Here is a 17,532-nt window from a genome sequence, read left to right on the forward strand (position 1 = left end):
TCGACAGGCCCCGGAGTCCGTGCCCGAAGAGGCAGGAGGACCCGGTGGCCCAGCAGGCCGACATCACCGCCATGCACCGAGCCGTCGAGCTCGCCGCACGCGGACTCGGCGCCACCAGCCCCAATCCCGTCGTCGGCTGCGTCGTCACCGACGCCTCCGGACACCCGGTCGGCGAGGGCTGGCACCAGCGCGCCGGCGGCCCGCACGCCGAGGTCCACGCCCTGCGCGAGGCCGGCGTCCTGGCCCGCGGCGGCACCGCGTACGTCACCCTCGAACCCTGCAACCACACCGGACGCACCGGCCCCTGCGCCCAGGCCCTGATCGAGGCCGGGGTCAGCCGGGTCGTGTACGCGGTCGGCGACCCGAACCCGCAGGCCACCGGCGGCGCCGACACCCTGCGCGCCGCGGGCGTCGAGGTCGCGGGCGGTCTCCTGGAGGACGAGGCCGAGACGGTCAACATCGCCTGGCTCACCTCCGTACGCCGTAACCGGCCCTTCGTCCGGTGGAAGTACGCCGCCACCCTCGACGGCCGGATCGCCGCCGCCGACGGCACCTCCCGCTGGATCACCTCCGCCGAGTCCCGCGCCGACGTCCACCGGCTGCGCGCCGAGTCCGACGCCGTCGTCGTCGGCTCCGGCACCGCCCGCGCCGACGACCCCCATCTGGCCGTACGCGGCATCGAGGATGCCGTACAGCCGCTGCGGGTCGTCGTCGACACCGAGGCGACCGCCGTGAAGCCCGGCGCCCGGGTCCTCGACGACGAGGCCCCCACGCTGATCGCGATCGCCGAGGACGCCGAGACCGGCCTGCCCGACGTCGTACGCCTTCCCAGGGCCGGGCGCGGCCTGTCCGTACCCGCCCTCCTGGACGCCCTGCACGAGCGCGGCGTCCGCTCCGTCCTCCTCGAAGGCGGACCCACCCTCGCGGGCGCCTTCGTCGCCGCGGGCGCTGTCGACCAGGTCGTCGGCTACCTCGCCCCGGTCCTCCTCGGCGCGGGCCCGCACGCCCTCGCCGACGCGGGAATCGGCACCATCACCGAAGCGTTGCGGCTCGACGTCACCGAGACCGTACGCATCGGCCCCGACCTCCGTATCACCGCCACCCCCAAGGAGCGCTGACCGTGTTCACCGGAATCGTCGAAGAACTGGGCGAGGTCGTCGCCGTCGAGCAGCTGGAGGACGCCTCCCGCTTCCGGCTGCGCGGCCCCCTGGTCACGGAAGGCGCCCAGCACGGCGACTCCATCGCCGTCAACGGTGTCTGTCTCACGGTCGTCGAGTTCGGCGACGGCGAGTTCACCGCCGACGTCATGGCCGAGACCCTCAAGCGGTCCAGCCTCGGCGCCCTCGAAGCCGGCTCCCGGGTCAACCTGGAGCGGCCCATGGCCGTCGGCGACCGCCTCGGCGGCCACATCGTCCAGGGACACGTCGACGGCACCGGCGCGATCCTCGACCGGACCCCGTCCGAGCACTGGGAACTCGTCAAGGTCGGCCTGCCCGCCCACCTCTCGCGCTACGTCGTCGAGAAGGGCTCGATCACGGTCGACGGCGTCAGCCTCACCGTCGTCGAGGTCGCCGACGACTGGTTCACCATCAGCCTCATCCCCACCACCCTCGCCCTGACCACGCTCGGCATCAAGAAGAGCGGCGACCCGGTCAACCTGGAAGTGGACGTCATCGCCAAGTACGTCGAGCGACTGCTCGGCCCGAACGCCCTGGAGAACGGCAAGTGAACTGGCTCAACTCCGAGGCGTTCACCGTCCTCGACCAGCACATCATGTGGTCCGACATGATCGGCAACACGATCGGACTCATAGCCCTCGCGCTCGGCTGGCGCCGCTCCATCCTCACCTGGCCCGCCCAGCTGCTCTCCGGCCTGATCCTCGTCGGCGCCTACGCCTCCGCCCACCTCTCCGGCGGCGTCGGCAAGCAGCTCCTGGTCATCGGCGTCGCCGCCTGGGGCTGGTGGCAGTGGAACCGCGGCAGGCAGCAGGCCCAGGACGGCTCCATCGCCGTCCGCTTCGCCACCTGGAAGGAGCGCGGTCTGCTCCTCGCGGGCGCGGTCGCCGGCACCCTTGCCGTCGGCGGGCTCTTCACCCTCTACCCGTCGCTCTCCTGGAGCCCGTGGGCCGACGCGTACATCTTCGTCGGCACGCTCGTCGCGATGATCGCCCAGGCCCGCGGCCTCGTCGAGTTCTGGTTCGCCTGGCTCCTCGTCGACCTCGTCGGCGTCCCTCTCGCCTTCAACAGCGGCCTCGCCTTCTCCGGCCTGGTCTACGTCATCTACTTCGCCCTCGTCATCTGGGGCATGCGCGACTGGTGGCTCCGGACGCGCACGACCTCCGCCGCTCTGGAAGGAGCACACGCATGAGCGCCGCCCTTCCCCTCTGGGACGCCACCGACCTCGCCCTCGACCCCGTCGAGCAGGCCATCCGCGACATCGCCGCCGGGCGCCCCGTCGTCGTCGTCGACGACGAGGACCGCGAGAACGAGGGCGACCTCGTCATCGCCGCCGAGAAGGCGACCCCCGAGATCGTCGCCTTCATGATGAGCGAGTGCCGCGGTCTGATCTGCGCGCCCATGGAGGACGAGGAGCTGGAGCGCCTCCAGCTCCCGCAGATGGTCGAGCACAACACCGAGTCGATGCGGACGGCCTTCACCGTCTCCGTCGACGCGTCCCCCGCGCACGGCGTCACCACCGGCATCTCCGCCGCCGACCGCGCCACCACCCTGCGGATGCTGGCGAGCGGCAGCCACGAGCCGTCCGACTTCGTCCGCCCCGGACACGTCTTCCCGCTTCGCGCCAAGGCCGGCGGCGTCCTCGCCCGCAACGGCCACACCGAGGCCGCCGTCGACCTCGCCCGCCTCGCGGGCCTCCGCCCGGCCGGCGCGATCGTGGAGATCGCCGGCGAGGACGGCGTCATGCTGCGCCTGCCCGAGCTGGTCCCCTTCGCCCGCAAGCACGGCCTCACGATCATCTCCATCGAGGACCTGATCGCCTACCGGCGCTCCGCCGAGCCGACCGTCCGCCGCGAGGCCGAGGTCCGGCTGCCCACCGCGCACGGCGACTTCACCGCGTACGGCTACCGCTCCACCGTGGACGGCGTCGAGCACGTCGCCCTGGTCCACGGGGAGATCGGCGACGGCGAGGACCTGCTCGTGCGGGTCCACTCCGAGTGCCTGACCGGCGACATCTTCCACTCGCTGCGCTGCGACTGCGGCCCCCAGCTCCAGGCCTCCATGGACCGCATCCAGGAGGCCGGCCGCGGCGTCGTCGTCTACCTGCGGGGCCACGAGGGCCGCGGGATCGGCCTGCTCTCCAAGCTCCGCGCGTACGAGCTCCAGGAGCAGGGCCGCGACACCCTCGACGCCAACCTGGAGCTCGGGCTGCCCGCCGACGCCCGCGACTACGCCGCCGGCGCCCAGATCCTCGTCGACCTCGGCGTCCGCGGCCTGCGCCTGATGACCAACAACCCCGACAAGATCGAGGCCCTCACCCGGTACGGCCTCAGGGTCGAGGGCCGCGAGCCGATGCCGGTCCAGGCCGGCGAGCACAACCTCCGCTACCTGCGCACCAAGCGGGACCGGATGGGCCACGACCTGCCCTGGCTGGACGGCTCCCCGGCCTCCACCTGCGGCAACCAGTAATCCCCCACCTTTCGTACGTTCACGGTTCAAGGTTCAAGGAGAGACATGAGCGGCAAGGGCGCACCCGTCCTCAGTGTGAAGAACTGCGGCGACCTGCGGGTCGCGGTCATCGCGGCGCAGTGGCACGAGAAGATCATGGACGGCCTCGTCGACGGCGCCCTGCGCGCCCTCAGCGAGCTCGGCATCGACGAGCCGACGCTGCTGCGCGTCCCCGGCAGCTTCGAGCTCCCGGTCGTGGCGAAGGTCCTCGCCGGGCGCGGCTACGATGCCATCGTCGCGCTCGGAGTCGTCATCCGCGGCGGAACCCCGCACTTCGAGTACGTGTGCCAGGGCGTGACCCACGGCCTCACCCAGGTCTCGATCGACACCGGCGTACCCGTCGGATTCGGCGTCCTCACCGTCGACAACGAAGAGCAGGCCCTCGACCGGGCCGGCCTCGAAGGCTCCTCCGAGGACAAGGGCCACGAAGCGGTCACCGCCGCCGTCGCCACCGCCACCACGCTGCGCACGGTCAGCGAACCCTGGCGCTAGGTAGCACATCCCCACCCCGTACCCTAGGACCATCATGGCGAACAAAACCTTCGAAGAGCTCTTCGCCGAGCTCAAGCTCAAGGCCGAGACCGGCGACCCGGCCACCTCCCGCACCGCGGAACTGGTGGACAAGGGCGTCCATGCCATCGGCAAGAAGGTCGTCGAGGAGGCCGCCGAGGTCTGGATGGCCGCCGAGTACGAGGGCAAGGAAGCGGCCGCCGAGGAGATCTCGCAGCTGCTGTACCACGTCCAGGTGATGATGGTCGCCCGCGGGATCTCGCTCGACGACGTCTACGCCCACCTCTGAGCACGAACTCCGAGCACGACTTTTCGGTCTCCCCACCACTCCCAGGCAAAGGAAGCTCACCCCATGCTGCGCATCGCCGTTCCCAACAAGGGTTCCCTCTCCGGACCTGCGTCGGCAATGCTCCATGAGGCCGGCTACCGGCAGCGCAAGGAGTCCAAGGAGCTCGTCGTCATCGACCCCGACAACGAGGTCGAGTTCTTCTACCTGCGGCCGAAGGACATCGCGATCTACGTCGCCTCCGGGAAGCTGGACATCGGCATCACCGGCCGTGACCTGCTCCTGGACTCCGGAGCCAGCGCCGAGGAGATCCTCGCGCTGAACTTCGGCCGCTCCACCTTCCGCTACGCCACCCGGCCCGGCACCGCGAACGGCCCGGAGGACTTCGGTGGCATGACCATCGCGACCTCCTACGAGGGCATCGTCGCCAAGCACCTCGCCGACCAGGGAATCGACGCCTCCGTCGTCCACCTGGACGGCGCGGTCGAGACCGCGATCCAGCTGGGCGTCGCCCAGGTGATCGCGGACGTCGTGGAGACCGGCACCAGCCTGCGCAACGCCGGTCTCGAGGTCATCGGCGAGCCGATCCTCACCTCCGAGGCCGTCGTCGTCCGCCGCCACGGCGCCACGGACGACCACCCCCAGGTGCAGCAGTTCCTGCGCCGCCTCCAGGGCGTCCTGGTCGCCCGCTCGTACGTGATGATGGACTACGACTGCCGCGCCGAGCACCTGGAGCAGGCCGTCGCCCTCACCCCGGGCCTCGAGTCGCCGACCGTCTCCCCGCTGCACAACGAGGGGTGGGTCGCCGTCCGCGCGATGGTCCCCGCCAAGGAGGCGCAGCGGATCATGGACGACCTGTACGAGATCGGCGCGCGCGCCATCCTCACCACCGCCATCCACGCCTGCCGCCTCTGACGGCGGCCGGCCCGTACGTCCCCCGAGGCACGGAGGAGACCCCGATGTCCGAGTCACCGCTGCCCGCCCTCCCGGTCACCTTCCGGCCGGGGCGCACCCGGGCCGTCCTGCTGACCGTGGGAACCGTGATGTTCGTGGTCATCACGGCCGTCGCCCTGATGCTGGAGCGGCTGGGACCGGGGGAGCGCGTCAGCTTCGTCTTCACGGCCGCGCTGCTCTTCGGGGTCCTCGTCATGCTGAGCCGCCCGAAGGTCGTCGCCGACGACGAGGGCGTCACGGTCGTCAACATCACCCGGGCCCGGCGGCTCGCCTGGGCGGAGATCCTCAAGGTCAACCTCCGCCCCGGCGACCCGTGGGTCTTCCTGGACCTGAGCGACGGCACCAGCCTGCCCGTGCTCGGCATCCAGCCGGGCATCGCCAAGGAAGCGGCGATCCGGGACGCCCGCGCCCTGCGGGCCCTGGCCGAGAGCCGCGGAACGGTCGCGGAGCGGGTCTGATACCCGGCCCCCGGCGAACGGACGGTCGATCGTACGGCCGAACGGTCGGCGAACGGATCCCGGGCGGGAGAACCCGGATCCGTCCCCCATCCGGGGCCGACCCCCTGCCCCGCGGGGCGTTCGCGTGACTACTCTGGAGGCGGTGGTGCCGAGCGGCACCACCGCCTCGCGTGTGCAGGGCCGCGGTCGCGGCCCGCGGGGCCACCCTTCGACCCGAGGAGTGACTCCCTCCAGCAATGGACGGATCGTCCGGTAGTACCTGCGCCGCCCCCTCTCCGGAGGCGGCGGCATGATCGTCTCCCTCCTGCTGCTCGCCGCGGCTTTTCTCCTGATCCTCGCCAACGGCTTCTTCGTGGCCGCCGAGTTCGGTCTCGTGACCGTCGAGCGCGCCGAGGCCGAGCGGGCCGCGGCCGCCGGCGACCGGCGCGCCCGCACCGTCGTCACCGCGCTGCGCGAGCTGTCCTTCCAGCTCTCCGGCACCCAGCTCGGCATCACGATCACCTCGCTCGTCGTCGGCATGCTCGCGCAGCCCGCGCTCGCCGGGCTGCTGAACGGGCCGCTGACCGCGACGGGACTGCCCGAAGGGGCCGTCTCCGGAGTCGCGGTGGTGATCGGGATGCTGCTCGCCTCCGCCGTCCAGATGGTGGTCGGCGAGCTCGTACCGAAGAACTGGGCGGTCTCCCGGCCGCTCCAGGTGGCCCGCTTCGTCGCGACCCCGCAGCGCCGCTTCTCCGCGCTCTTCCGGCCGGTGATCGCCCTGCTCAACCGGGTCGCCAACCGGCTGGTCCGGCTCCTGGGCGTCGAGCCCACCGACGAGCTGGACTCCGTCCGCACCCCCGGCGAGCTCGTCTCGCTCGCCCGGCACTCCGCCCTGGCCGGCGCGCTCGAACAGGACACCGCCGACCTCTTCGTCCGGACCCTCTCCCTCGGCGGCCTCACCGCCGGGCAGGTCATGACCCCGCGGGTGAAGGTGAGCGCCCTCCAGTGGGACGCCACCGCGGCCGACGTCCTCAACCTCACCCGGGCCACCGGCCTCTCGCGCTTCCCCGTCTACCGCGACCGCATCGACGAGATCGTCGGCATGGTCCACCTCAAGGACGCGCTCGCCGTCGCCCCGCACGCCCGGCTGCGCACCCGCGTCGGCCGGATCGCGGTCCCGCCGCTCCTCGTCCCCGAGACGCTGCCCGCCCAAACCCTCCTGGAGCGGCTGCGCAGGGAGCAGCCGATCGCGGTCGTCGTCGACGAGTACGGCGGAACGGCCGGCGTCGTCACCCTGGAGGACATCGTCGAGGAGCTCGTCGGCGAGGTGCGCGACGAGCACGACACCCTCGCCGACGGACGCCCCGAGCTGGCCGCCGCCCCCGCCGAGGACGGCCGGCCCGCCTGGGAGGCCGACGGCTCCTGCCGGGTCCACACCCTGCGCCGGATAGGCCTCGACGTGCCCGACGGGCCGTACGAGACCGTGGCCGGGCTCGTCGCCGACCTCCTCGGGCGCATCCCCGCGCCCGGCGACCGCGCCGAGCTCCCCGGCTGGCGGCTCTCGGTGCGCCAGGTCGACCGCTACCGGGCCGGGCGCGTCCGGCTCGTGCGGACCGGCCCGGACCCGGACCCGGGCTGGGGCCTCGCAGGGGGCTCGGACCTGGAATCGGACGTCGCAGCGGGCCCGGGCCCGGAGCCGTACACCGATCCGGTCGCGGTGGACTCCGCCGCCCCGCTCGTCGCGGAGGGCGTCCGATGAGCACGCTCCAGCTGCTGTTCGCCGTCCTCCTGGTGCTGGCCAACGGCTTCTTCGTCGGGGCCGAGTTCGCGCTCGTCTCCGTCCGTCGCAGCCAGATCGAACCGCTCGGCGGCGTCCGCGCCCAGAAGGTCCTGCACGGTCTGGAGAACCTGCCGCAGATGATGGCGGCCGCGCAGTTCGGCATCACCGTCTGCTCGCTGACCCTCGGAGCCGTCGCCGAGCCGACCGTGGCCCGTCTCCTCGAACCCGTCTTCCACACGGTCGGGGTCCCGGAGGGCCTGATCCACCCGCTCGGCTACGTCATCGCCCTCGCCGCGGTCGTCTTCCTCCACCTCGTCATCGGCGAGATGCTCCCGAAGAACCTGGCGATGGCCGCGCCCGAGCGGACCGCGCTCCGGCTCGCCCCGGCGCTGGTCGGCTTCGCCCGGCTCTGCCGGCCGGTGACGGTCGCGCTGGGCGCCTGCGCCCGGCTCGTCCTGCGGGCGTTCAAGGTCGAGCCGAAGGACGAGGTGGAGGCGGTCTTCACCCGGACGCAGCTCGGCCGGCTCGTCGAGGACGCGGGACAGGCCGGGCTGCTCGACCCGGCCGAGCAGGAACGCCTGGAGGACGCCCTCGAACTGGGCAGCCGCCCGGTGACGGACGTCCTCATCGCCCCGGCCTCCCTGGTGACGGTCCCGCCGTCCGTCACCCCTCGCGAGATCGAGGAGCTGACCGTGCGGACCGGCTACTCGCGCTTCCCGGTCCGAGCCGAGGCGCGCGGCACCTTCATGGGCTTCGTGCACGTGAAGGACGTCCTCGACCTGGAGGAGCGGGAGCGGGCCGTGCCGCACCAGCTGTGGCGGCCGATGGCGACGCTCCGCGCCGAGCTGCCGCTCGACGACGCCCTCACCGTGATGCGCCGCGCCGCCACCCATCTGGCGCAGGTCGCGGACGGCTCGGGCCGGGTCCTCGGCCTGGTCGCGCTGGAGGACGTCCTGGAGATGCTTGTGGGCGAGGTCCGGGACCCCGCCCACCGCGTGAAACCGGCACCCGCGCCGGCACCCGCCCCCGCCTAGTACGTCGGGGGATCCTGCTGGGGGCCGCGGTCGACCGGACCGCGGCCCGACAGGACCTCGCCGTACGCCTGCATCAGGTCGGCGAGCCGGAGGGTGGCGAGGTCGTCCCGGGTCAGCGTGCCGGAGTAGCCGGAGAGCCGCAGGTCGCGGTAGGCGCAGGACTTCTCGTACAGGGTGCGCAGGAAACGGCCGTTGCCCAGCTCGTCGATCCAGCCCTGCTCGACCACGTGCCCGCTGATCGAGCGGAGCTCCTCCCGGGCCTCGTCGTCCCAGCCGTCGCCGTTGGCCGCCGCCAGGACCTCGCCGATCGCGGTGAGTTCGAGCGGCCGGTACGAGGGGAAGTCGACCCGCGTGGTGAAGCGCGAGGACAGGCCGGGGTTGGTGCTGAGCAGCCGGTCCATGCCCTCGGGGTAGCCCGCCAGGATGACCACCAGGTGATCGCGGTTGTCCTCGGCCCGCTTCAGGAGGACCTGGAGGGCCTCGTCCCCGTACGCGTCGCCCTTGCTGTAGCCCGTGTTGGAGAGCGCGTACGCCTCGTCGACGAAGAGCACCCCGCCGAGCGCCGAGTCGATGAGCTCGTTGGCCTTGACCGCCGTCTGGCCCAGGAACTCGCCGACGAGGTCGGCCCGCTGGGCCTCCACGAGGTGGTCGCCTCCGAGCAGCCCGAGGGCGTAGAAGACCCGGCCCAGGATCCGGGCGACCGTCGTCTTCCCGGTGCCGGAGGGGCCGGAGAAGACGAAGTGGCGCTTGGGCGGCTGGACCGGGAGCCCCTGGCCCGCGCGCAGCCGCGCCATCTCCAGCTGCGCGGAGAGCGCCTTGACCTGGCGCTTCACCGGGTCGAGCCCGACCATGCCCTCCAGCTCGGCGAGCGCCTCCGCGAGCAGGACGGGATCGGTGGGCCCGGCCGGGAAGCGCGGCGGGCCCGGCTGCGAGGGCAGCGGCGTCTTCTGCCGTACGGTCTCGGGCGGGGTGACGGGAGCGATCGGCGGTACGGGTTCGGGCGCGAGCCGCAGCCCGTCGCCCAGCGTCCCGGCGTCGGGGTCGGCGGCCGGGGCGGTGTCCACCGTCTCCTGGCCGAGGCCGCCGCCGACGGTGCCGAGCGCGACCGTCGCGAGCCCGGACGGGTCGTCCACGCCGTCGTACCCCTCGAAGCCGTCGTACTCGGCGATGGCCGCGAGCCGGGCGGCCGTGTCCATGAACGCCGGGTCGATCCGGTGCACGGCCCGGTAGAGGGGCAGGGCCGCGGCGCTGCGCCCGGTGCCCTCGTGGGCGCGGGCCAGCCAGTAGCGGAGCTCCTTGCGCTGGGGCTGTTCGCTGCGGCAGCGCATCAGTGAGGCCGAGAGCAGCGGCTCGGCCTGGCCGTACATCTCCAGCCGGACCCGGGCCATGCCGCCGAAGAGCCCCGCCTCGATGCCGAGCAGCGGGTCGTCGACGAGGGTCTCCGTATGGCGGACGAGCTGGTCCCAGTCCTTGACGAGATAGGCGCGGCAGGCGTGCAGGAAGCGGACCTGCGGGTCGGTGTCGACCGGGGGGAGCCCGGCGAGGGCCCGGTCCAGCTCCGGTACGTGGCGTCCGTCGAGCCAGTGGGAGGCGTGGGCGAGCAGCAGGTCGCGCGGGCTCTCCAGGACGGGCTGGACCCACCAGCCCAGCCAGTACCAGGAGTTCAGCGTGCGGCGGTGCCGGGTGCGCTGCTCGCCGAAGCGTTCTCGATTGCGGTACATGCGCAGTAACGCGGTCGTCGTGTCGACCCGGAGCGCGTGCAGCCCGAGCCAGGCGTCCGCCATCCCGGGGTCGATCCGTACCGCCGTCCGGAACTCGTCCTCCGCCTGCGGATAGGCGCCCATCGTGTAGGCGTCGACTCCGCGCAGCCAGGCGAGCTCGGCGGGGGCCAGTGAGCCCTGCGTGCCGATGTCCATCGGGTCCCCCACAACCGTCTTCGCATGGACGGGATTTGACCGCACCTGCGGGCATCGTACCTGCGCAGGGGGTGCGCCATTAAGGAGAAGCGCATGATCCGGAAGCAGTGACCCTGGGTGAGCATCAGAGGTCGCGCAGGGGCCCCGAGGGGGTGATGGGGGGCAGAACGAAGCCCCCGATCACGGGGGAACAACCGGGGGCTTCGTGTCTGCGGCGGCTCCGAAAAGCCGCACATTGAGAACGTAAGACCTGTACGCCCCTTGGGTCAAGCGGTGTTCAGGCACTTGCGAAAGCGGACTTTCGGACCCTCAATTCACGGACAGGGAGCCGTCACGGTACGTGATGATCTGGTCCGGGCCCGCTGTCACAGAGGGCCCGGGAAGCCAGTCGTACCTCTCTCGGCCCTCCCGTACCAGCGTGTCGGCGAAGGGCCGGGAGGGGTTCTCGGCGAAATGGCGAGTCTCCGCCAGCGTCCACCCGTCCCAGAACGCGGCCTGCTCCGGGCCGTCCCGGTGCCGCCCCCGGACCCAGGACTCCTCGGGCTCTCGCTCCATCCACAGCAGCCACGCCAGGAACGGCCGCACCTCCGCCCGGCCCGCGCCGACACCCTCGACGAGGACGACCGGGGCCGGCGGCAGCGCGCGGGCCTCGCCGAAGCTCCGGCGGTGCCAGTCGTACGGCCGGTACAGCGCGGTCTCGCCCCGGGAGAGCGGCTCCAGGACCTGCCGCCGCAGCCGCTCCGTCCACGCGAAGAGCTCCTCGTGGGTGGCGAGGTCGTCGAGGTGGAGGACGGGGGCGCCGCCGAGGGCGGTGGAGAGACGGGCGGTGAGGGTGGACTTCCCGGAGCCCGCGTGGCCGTCGACCGCGACCAGCCTGACCGGTCCGCAGGAGGGCGGGAGCCGGAGCAGGGCGTGCGCCGCGCGGTCGAGGTCGTTCATGGGCCCAGGGTAGGGGAGTGGGGACCGCCGCAGGTCAGGGAGGTGTCATCGCCAGTGGTCGAGACCAATATTGGTGCGGCGACGCGGGGCGAAGTGCTGGCGGACGCCCCGCGCGAGCCGGGATAGTGGGCCCGCGCAGCCCTGTCCGTACGCCCGCCGTTCTCGACTGGGGGTCACCGCCCATGACCAGCTCCACCCCGCGCAGAACTGTCCTCGCCGCGGCTCTGGCGGCCGCCGCGGGAACAGCCGCGGCCTCCGCCGCCCCCGCCATCGCGGCCTCCCCCGACTGCGTCCCGGACGCATCGGCCGACTGCGCCGCCGCCCGGGGACACGCACCGGCGCGCGGGCTCGTCGACAACCGCTTCTGGTCCTCGTACACCGACTGGAGGTGCGGCAGCGCGGCCGGGACGAAGGCGGTCGCCGGCCACCGCCCGGGCCTGGTCCTCGCCACCCCCGCGGGCCGTACCGAGTACGCCGACCCGCACACGGGCCGGACCTCGGCCTGGGAGTACGCGAGCTGGACCTCGCCCGTGCACACCCCGACCGTGCCCGCCACCGAGGTCATCGCCTCCTGGAACGCCGACACGCCGCCCGGCACCTGGCTCCAGGTCGAGCTCTCCGGCACGTACTCCGACGCCACCGCCACCCCCTGGTACGTGCTGGGGCGCTGGGCCTCCGGCGATGCCGACATCCGGCGCACCTCGGTCGACGACCAGACCGACGGCAAGAGCACCGTCTGGACCGACACCTTCGCGATCGACGACGCGGCGAGCGGACTCCGGCTGCGCTCGTACCGCCTCCGCCTGACCCTCTACCGCACCCCGGGAAGCGGCCTCACCCCGACGGTTTGGCGGCTCGGCGCGATGGCCTCGGACGTCCCCGACCGCTTCACCGTCCCGGCCTCGGAGCCCGGCCCCGCCCATGAGCTGACCGTGCCGCGCTACTCCCAGAACACCCACGTCGGGCAGTACCCCGAGTACGACAACGGCGGCGAGGCCTGGTGCAGCCCGACCTCCTCCCAGATGATCGTCGAGTACTGGGGGCGCCGCCCCTCGGCCGAGGAGCTGGCCTGGGTGAACCCGGACTTCGCCGACCCCCAGGTCTGCCACGCGGCCCGCTTCACCTACGACCACCAGTACGAGGGCTGCGGCAACTGGCCCTTCAACGCCGCCTACGCGGCCGCGTACCCCGACATGAACGCGGTGGTGACCCGGCTCCGCTCGCTCACGGAGCTCGAATCTCTGGTCAGGGCGGGCATCCCGGCCATAACGTCCCAGTCGTTCCGCAAGGAGGAGCTGACCGGGGCCGGGTACGGCACCTCGGGACACCTCATGACCGTCATCGGCTTCACCACGGACGGCGACATCATCGCCAACGACCCCGCCTCGCCCAGCAACGAGGCCGTCCGTCGGATCTACCAGCGGCGCGAGTGGGAGAACATCTGGCTCCGCACCAAGCGCTACGACGCGAACGGCAAGGTCAGAGGCGGTACGGGCGGTGTCTGCTACGTCTATTGGCCGGCCAAGCCGACACCAAGTCAGCACCGTGTGCTGAGGTCGCTCGGCCTGCTGTGAGCACGTACGGGCCCCACGGCCGTCTCGACGACCTGACGGCAGCGCTCCTGGCCGTCCTGAGCGAGATGGCCGTACCGGTCCACCGTGACCTTGATCGAACGATGTCCGAGCGGCTGCAGAACAGGCGGCGGGCAACGTGAACAGCGGGGGCAATGTGTCATCTGCGTAAGGGAGTTACTCGGGCGCTGCGCTACGTTGAAGGAGTGACCGACATCAACTCGCGAATCGACACGTCCCGGCCCCACACCGCCCGGATATGGAATTACTGGACCGGCGGGAAGGACAACTACCCCGTCGACCGGGAGGCCGGCGACCAGATCCGGCAGCTCCATCCCGGAATCGGGGAGTACGCGAAGGCGGACCGGCTCTTCCTGGGGCGGGCGGTGCGGCACCTGGCCGAGAAGGAGGGCATCCGGCAGTTCCTGGACATCGGGACGGGGCTGCCGAGCGCCGACAACACCCACGAGGTCGCCCAGCGTGCCGCCCCCGACGCGCGGGTCGTGTACGTGGACAACGACCCGCTCGTGCTGGCGCACGCCCGTGCCCTGCTGGTCGGGACGCCCGAGGGCCGCACCGACTACCTGGACGCCGATCTGCGGGACGTCGACACGATCCTGGCCGCTGCGGCGAAGACGCTCGACCTCTCGCAGCCGGTTGCACTGATGCTGCTCGGGGTCGTCATCTTCGTCGAGGACGACGAGGAGTCGTACGCGACCGTCCGCCGGCTGATGGACGCGCTCGCCCCCGGCAGCTACCTCGTCCTGTCCCACACGGTCACGCACTCCGACATGCCGGACGTCGACGCGGCGGTGGCGTTCTGGAACGAGCACGGCACCCCGAAGCTCACCCAGCGGACCCCTGCCGCCGTCACGCGCTACTTCGACGGCCTGGAGCTGCTCGAACCCGGCGTGGTGTCCTGCTCCGCGTGGCGCCCGGAGACGCCGACGCCGGACGTCGCGATGTACGCGGGCGTCGGCCGCAAGTGAGGGCGGGACCACCGCTCACGACCAGTCGAGCCTGGCAGCGGCGTTCACCTCGGCCGGCAGCACCTCGTGCAGCTGTTGCCCGGACACCACCGAACTCGCCGACCGGACACGGCCACCAGGACCGATCCAGCTCATTCTGTCAGGGCTCTCAGCCGGCACCGAGCCGGCGCCGCGCGCTGCAGGCGCTCGGCCTGGAGTGAGTGTGGGGCCCGCACCGGCCGGGCCGCGGACTGGCTGTTCAGGCATGCAGTGCTGCCCTTCCGTACCTGGACGGATGGTTGATGCGCCGAGTATTCAGGAAGGAACCCGAGTTCAACCTCCGGAAAGGCCCCCATGCGCGCCCGCGAAACCCTGCAGCATGCCGACAGGAAAGAGCCCAGCCGCACAGCAGCCCGTATTCCGGCGCCACCAGGTGCGGCTGCCGCACACATGTCTCCCCAGGCAATTCTGGCGTTGCAGCGCGCCGCCGGGAACGCGGCCGTCGTCCACATGCTCCGTCAGGGAGGCGGCCCCGGGGTGCGAGAACAGCACCAGCACGGCGCCGGCTGCGGCCATCAGCAGACCGAACAGCCCCAGGTGCAGCGCTCCGCTGTCCACGACGTCCTCCGCGGTGGCGGACGGCCCCTCGACGACGCCACCCGCACCGACATGGAAGCCCGCCTCGGCGCGGACTTCTCCGACGTCCGCCTCCACACCGGCAGCGCCGCGAAAGCCTCGGCAGCGGAGGTGGGCGCCCGGGCGTACACCTCGGGCAGTCATGTCGTCATCGGAGACGGCGGCGCCGACAAACACACCCTCGCCCATGAGTTGACCCACGTCATCCAACAGCGCCAGGGACCCGTCGCGGGCACGGACAACGGCAGCGGTCTGAAAATCTCCGACCCGTCGGACCGCTTCGAACGCGAAGCGGAAGCGAACGCGATTCGGGCCATGAGCGGATCGGCGGCGAGCGTGCGTGAATCCGGAGTGGCGCCGCACTCCGGGAGTGCCACCGGGAAGCCTGCCGCCGAGCGGGCCCAAGTGCAGCGAGTGACGTCACTCTACAGTCGGAGTGATTCTCAGCAGGACCGGACCCATGACCCCGGTTTTCATGCGGAGGAGATCATCAGTATTTCTCACACGCGTGAGGGGATCAGTCCGAGAATCAAGACGATCATGGATGGCTACGGTGATGGGAATGGGCAAGGCGTGTACAACCACCACGTCCCTCACTCCGCAATCGTTCGCAAGATCAGGGACGGGCTGAGCTTTAAATCGCGAGACCAGATCGTCACTGCGCTGAATCAGGCCTCCGCGACTCTCGGTACGATTGAGGCCGTGCCGGGCAACGAATTCGTCCACAACCCCTGGGCGAGTCGCAGCAGCTTTGACTCCTGGGTGGACGAAAAGATCTGCAATATAGCCGACTGGCCCGCCAACCTGTTCCGCTGGAACAATACGGGGGACCGCGGTGGGACGCAGATCGATAATCCGATCAATCCAAATCCCCACCTCGCCACCCGCTTGAACGAAGCGCAGAGAGGGCTGAGGACGGCAGGCCTCCTCTGAGGTCCGGGGCCGGGAGTGTGAGAGCCGACCGGGCCGGGTGGCCCCGGGGGACGTGACCGACGTCTCTACCCCGGGGCCGCCCCCGTGCCGCACTGTGGTGGCCATGACCGCAACCACCTGCACCCGTCTCCTCTCCCGCGCCCGCACGGGCGGTCCCCGGGACGGCGACGGCCCCAAGATCCTGGAGCACGTGCTCGGCTGGACCCTGGTCGTCGTGCTCGCCGTGTTCGTCACCCGGGCGGGCCTGATGTGACGACGCCCGTGTGATCCCCCCGGACGGAACGGGCATACTCCCCGCGACCCCGTGCGCGCCCAGTCGCGCCGCCCCGCAGGGAGGAGCACCCGGCCATGTCCGAAAGCCCCGCGGACGGCGTGGAACGCCGGCTGCCCACCGACGAGGCCCGGGAACTGCTCGCCCTGGTCGGCGACATCGCCCGGCGGGAGATCGCCCCGCGCGCCGCGGAGGAGGAGGCAGCCGGGGTGTTCCCCCGTGCGCTGTTCGCGCTGCTCTCCCGGTCGGGGCTGCTCGGGCTCCCCTACGACCCGGCGTACGGCGGGGGAGGGCAGCCGTACGAGGTCTACCTCCAGGTCCTGGAGGAGCTCGCCGCGGCCCGGCTCACCGTGGGCCTCGGCGTCAGCGTCCACACGCTCTCCTGTCACGCTCTCGCCGGCTTCGGCACCGAGGAGCAGCGGGCCGAGCACCTGCCCGCGATGCTGGGCGGCGGCCTCCTCGGCGCGTACTGCCTCTCCGAACCCTCCGCCGGATCGGACGCGGCGGCGCTGCGGACCCGGGCGGTCCGGGACGGCGACCACTGGGTCATCGACGGCACCAAGGCCTGGATCACCCACGGCGGGATCGCGGACTTCTGTACGGTCATGGCCCGCACCGGCGGTCCGGGGGCGCGCGGCATCACCGCCTTCCTGGTGCCGGGGGACGCCCAGGGGCTGAGCGCGGCCCCGCCCGAGCGGAAGATGGGCATGAAGGGCTCGCCCACCGCCCAGCTGCACTTCGACGGCGTACGGGTCCCCGACGCACGGCGCCTCGGCGCCGAGGGGCAGGGGTTCGCGATCGCCCTGGCCGCCCTGGACGCGGGCCGGCTCGGCATCGCGGCCTGCGCGGTCGGGCTCGGCCGGGCGGCGCTGGACGAGGCCGTCGCGTACGCGCGCGAGCGCCGGCAGTTCGGGCGGCCGATCGCCGACTTCCAGGGGCTCCGCTTCCTGCTCGCCGACATGGCGACGCTGGTGGAGGCGGGCCGGGCGCTCTACCTGGAGGCGGCACGGCTCCGGGACGAGGGGCGGGAGTTCGGGCGGTCGGCGGCGATGGCGAAGCTCTTCTGCACGGACGCCGCCATGCGGGTCACGACGGACGCGGTGCAGGTGCTCGGTGGGTACGGCTACACCGCGGACTTCCCGGTGGAGCGGTATCTCCGCGAGGCGAAGATGCTGCAGATCGTCGAGGGGACCAATCAGATCCAGCGGGTGGTCATCGCGCGTCACCTCGTCGGACCAGAGTCCCGCTGACGCGTACGGTGCGGTCCGCCCAGACGGGGCCGGCGGCGAGCCGGTTCCACTCCTGGTCGCGGCGGCCCGGGAGGGTGCGGCCCTGGCTGGCCCAGAGGCTGAGGACGTCCTGGTAGATGGGCGGGTCCGGGGCGACCTGGACCGGAACGGGAACGGGAGTGGGGAGGGGTGCCGGAGCGGGCGCCTGCGGCGGCACCGGCGCCTTATGAGGAACCGATTCTTCACCATGCGGTTCGGCTTGCCGGTGCCGACCGTAACTGCTGGGAGTCGTGTACAGCGTGGTCATGCCCGGACCAACGCGTCCCGGCGGCCGGGGTCACCCCCGAACGGATTCGAGCGGCAGTTCGCCCGGTACCCGGTGCGC

At 72.0% G+C, this 17,532-nt stretch carries 18 protein-coding genes; 15 read left to right on the plus strand and 3 right to left on the minus strand.

Annotation, left to right across the window (positions count from 1 at the left end):
- Window positions 1–44: 44 nt before the first annotated feature.
- The 10 genes from ribD to OG357_RS32775 all read left to right on the plus strand — a co-directional run bounded on the left by ribD (window position 45) and on the right by OG357_RS32775 (window position 8,684).
- Window positions 45–1,118 (plus strand): bifunctional diaminohydroxyphosphoribosylaminopyrimidine deaminase/5-amino-6-(5-phosphoribosylamino)uracil reductase RibD, encoded by a 1,074-nt coding sequence (gene ribD / locus OG357_RS32730; protein WP_329624550.1) that lies wholly within the window; start codon window positions 45–47, stop codon window positions 1,116–1,118.
- A 2-nt stretch (window positions 1,119–1,120) separates the two neighbouring features.
- Window positions 1,121–1,729, plus strand: a complete 609-nt coding sequence (locus tag OG357_RS32735) for a riboflavin synthase (protein WP_329624551.1) — start codon at window positions 1,121–1,123, stop codon at window positions 1,727–1,729.
- A 44-nt stretch (window positions 1,730–1,773) separates the two neighbouring features.
- Window positions 1,774–2,367, plus strand: a complete 594-nt coding sequence (locus OG357_RS32740) for a nicotinamide mononucleotide transporter family protein (RefSeq protein WP_329625764.1) — start codon at window positions 1,774–1,776, stop codon at window positions 2,365–2,367.
- On the plus strand, window positions 2,364–3,644 hold the full coding sequence (locus OG357_RS32745) for a bifunctional 3,4-dihydroxy-2-butanone-4-phosphate synthase/GTP cyclohydrolase II (RefSeq protein ID WP_329624552.1): 1,281 nt from the start codon (window positions 2,364–2,366) through the stop codon (window positions 3,642–3,644). Before OG357_RS32740 ends, OG357_RS32745 begins: the two co-directional genes overlap by 4 nt.
- A gap of 45 nt (window positions 3,645–3,689) precedes the next feature.
- Window positions 3,690–4,175, plus strand: a complete 486-nt coding sequence (ribH, locus tag OG357_RS32750; RefSeq protein ID WP_024760819.1) for a 6,7-dimethyl-8-ribityllumazine synthase — start codon at window positions 3,690–3,692, stop codon at window positions 4,173–4,175.
- A 34-nt stretch (window positions 4,176–4,209) separates the two neighbouring features.
- Window positions 4,210–4,482, plus strand: coding sequence for a phosphoribosyl-ATP diphosphatase (locus tag OG357_RS32755; protein WP_030551960.1), 273 nt, complete (start codon window positions 4,210–4,212; stop codon window positions 4,480–4,482).
- Window positions 4,483–4,545: 63 nt separating this feature from the next.
- Window positions 4,546–5,394: an ATP phosphoribosyltransferase gene (gene hisG, locus OG357_RS32760; RefSeq protein ID WP_189804354.1), complete on the plus strand. Its 849-nt coding sequence runs from the start codon at window positions 4,546–4,548 to the stop codon at window positions 5,392–5,394.
- Between the two features lie 44 nt (window positions 5,395–5,438).
- Window positions 5,439–5,891, plus strand: a complete 453-nt coding sequence (locus tag OG357_RS32765) for a PH domain-containing protein (protein ID WP_329624553.1) — start codon at window positions 5,439–5,441, stop codon at window positions 5,889–5,891.
- Window positions 5,892–6,180: 289 nt separating this feature from the next.
- A complete protein-coding gene (locus tag OG357_RS32770; RefSeq protein ID WP_329624554.1) occupies window positions 6,181–7,629 on the plus strand; it encodes a hemolysin family protein in 1,449 nt (482 codons plus the stop codon).
- Complete coding sequence (locus tag OG357_RS32775; RefSeq protein WP_329624555.1) at window positions 7,626–8,684, plus strand: hemolysin family protein; 1,059 nt, start codon at window positions 7,626–7,628, stop codon at window positions 8,682–8,684. The genes OG357_RS32770 and OG357_RS32775 overlap by 4 nt, the downstream gene beginning before the upstream one ends.
- On the opposite strand, the gene OG357_RS32780 is transcribed toward OG357_RS32775, so the two are convergent.
- Together OG357_RS32780 and OG357_RS32785 are read right to left on the minus strand one after the other, a co-directional pair.
- Complete coding sequence (locus OG357_RS32780; RefSeq protein WP_329624556.1) at window positions 8,681–10,600, minus strand: AAA family ATPase; 1,920 nt, start codon at window positions 10,598–10,600, stop codon at window positions 8,681–8,683. The genes OG357_RS32775 and OG357_RS32780 overlap by 4 nt on opposite strands.
- Window positions 10,601–10,909: 309 nt before the next feature.
- Entirely contained in the window at window positions 10,910–11,539 is a 630-nt protein-coding gene (locus OG357_RS32785) for a uridine kinase family protein (protein ID WP_329624557.1), read from the minus strand.
- 182 nt (window positions 11,540–11,721) lie between these two features.
- On the opposite strand from OG357_RS32785, the gene OG357_RS32790 reads away from it, so the two are divergent.
- From OG357_RS32790 to OG357_RS32810, 5 genes are all read left to right on the plus strand, one after another.
- A complete protein-coding gene (locus OG357_RS32790; protein WP_329624558.1) occupies window positions 11,722–13,113 on the plus strand; it encodes a peptidase C39 family protein in 1,392 nt (463 codons plus the stop codon).
- Between the two features lie 203 nt (window positions 13,114–13,316).
- Window positions 13,317–14,099: an SAM-dependent methyltransferase gene (locus OG357_RS32795; protein ID WP_329624559.1), complete on the plus strand. Its 783-nt coding sequence runs from the start codon at window positions 13,317–13,319 to the stop codon at window positions 14,097–14,099.
- A gap of 333 nt (window positions 14,100–14,432) precedes the next feature.
- Complete coding sequence (locus OG357_RS32800; RefSeq protein ID WP_329624560.1) at window positions 14,433–15,647, plus strand: eCIS core domain-containing protein; 1,215 nt, start codon at window positions 14,433–14,435, stop codon at window positions 15,645–15,647.
- 103 nt (window positions 15,648–15,750) lie between these two features.
- Window positions 15,751–15,900, plus strand: a complete 150-nt coding sequence (locus OG357_RS32805) for an SCO1431 family membrane protein (RefSeq protein WP_329624561.1) — start codon at window positions 15,751–15,753, stop codon at window positions 15,898–15,900.
- A 95-nt stretch (window positions 15,901–15,995) separates the two neighbouring features.
- On the plus strand, window positions 15,996–17,168 hold the full coding sequence (locus OG357_RS32810) for an acyl-CoA dehydrogenase family protein (protein ID WP_329624562.1): 1,173 nt from the start codon (window positions 15,996–15,998) through the stop codon (window positions 17,166–17,168).
- On the opposite strand, the gene OG357_RS32815 is transcribed toward OG357_RS32810, so the two are convergent.
- Window positions 17,131–17,364: a hypothetical protein gene (locus OG357_RS32815; protein WP_329624563.1), complete on the minus strand. Its 234-nt coding sequence runs from the start codon at window positions 17,362–17,364 to the stop codon at window positions 17,131–17,133. The two genes, OG357_RS32810 and OG357_RS32815, sit on opposite strands and share 38 nt — an antisense overlap.
- Window positions 17,365–17,532: the final 168 nt, after the last annotated feature.

This window comes from Streptomyces sp. NBC_01255 (assembly GCF_036226445.1).
In the GTDB taxonomy this organism is placed as follows: domain Bacteria; phylum Actinomycetota; class Actinomycetes; order Streptomycetales; family Streptomycetaceae; genus Streptomyces.

Bases quoted from the DNA above. Each gene is read 5' to 3' on its own strand.
- OG357_RS32780 (WP_329624556.1), bottom strand. From the start codon at position 10,600: ATGGACATCGGCACGCAGGGCTCACTGGCCCCCGCCGAGCTCGCCTGG.
- OG357_RS32805 (WP_329624561.1), top strand. From the start codon at position 15,751: ATGACCGCAACCACCTGCACCCGTCTCCTCTCCCGCGCCCGCACGGGC.
- OG357_RS32740 (WP_329625764.1), top strand. From the start codon at position 1,774: ATGTGGTCCGACATGATCGGCAACACGATCGGACTCATAGCCCTCGCG.
- OG357_RS32810 (WP_329624562.1), top strand. From the start codon at position 15,996: ATGTCCGAAAGCCCCGCGGACGGCGTGGAACGCCGGCTGCCCACCGAC.
- OG357_RS32790 (WP_329624558.1), top strand. From the start codon at position 11,722: ATGACCAGCTCCACCCCGCGCAGAACTGTCCTCGCCGCGGCTCTGGCG.
- ribH (WP_024760819.1), top strand. From the start codon at position 3,690: ATGAGCGGCAAGGGCGCACCCGTCCTCAGTGTGAAGAACTGCGGCGAC.
- OG357_RS32770 (WP_329624554.1), top strand. From the start codon at position 6,181: ATGATCGTCTCCCTCCTGCTGCTCGCCGCGGCTTTTCTCCTGATCCTC.
- OG357_RS32775 (WP_329624555.1), top strand. From the start codon at position 7,626: ATGAGCACGCTCCAGCTGCTGTTCGCCGTCCTCCTGGTGCTGGCCAAC.
- OG357_RS32745 (WP_329624552.1), top strand. From the start codon at position 2,364: ATGAGCGCCGCCCTTCCCCTCTGGGACGCCACCGACCTCGCCCTCGAC.
- hisG (WP_189804354.1), top strand. From the start codon at position 4,546: ATGCTGCGCATCGCCGTTCCCAACAAGGGTTCCCTCTCCGGACCTGCG.
- OG357_RS32785 (WP_329624557.1), bottom strand. From the start codon at position 11,539: ATGAACGACCTCGACCGCGCGGCGCACGCCCTGCTCCGGCTCCCGCCC.
- OG357_RS32765 (WP_329624553.1), top strand. From the start codon at position 5,439: ATGTCCGAGTCACCGCTGCCCGCCCTCCCGGTCACCTTCCGGCCGGGG.
- OG357_RS32800 (WP_329624560.1), top strand. From the start codon at position 14,433: ATGCGCGCCCGCGAAACCCTGCAGCATGCCGACAGGAAAGAGCCCAGC.
- OG357_RS32755 (WP_030551960.1), top strand. From the start codon at position 4,210: ATGGCGAACAAAACCTTCGAAGAGCTCTTCGCCGAGCTCAAGCTCAAG.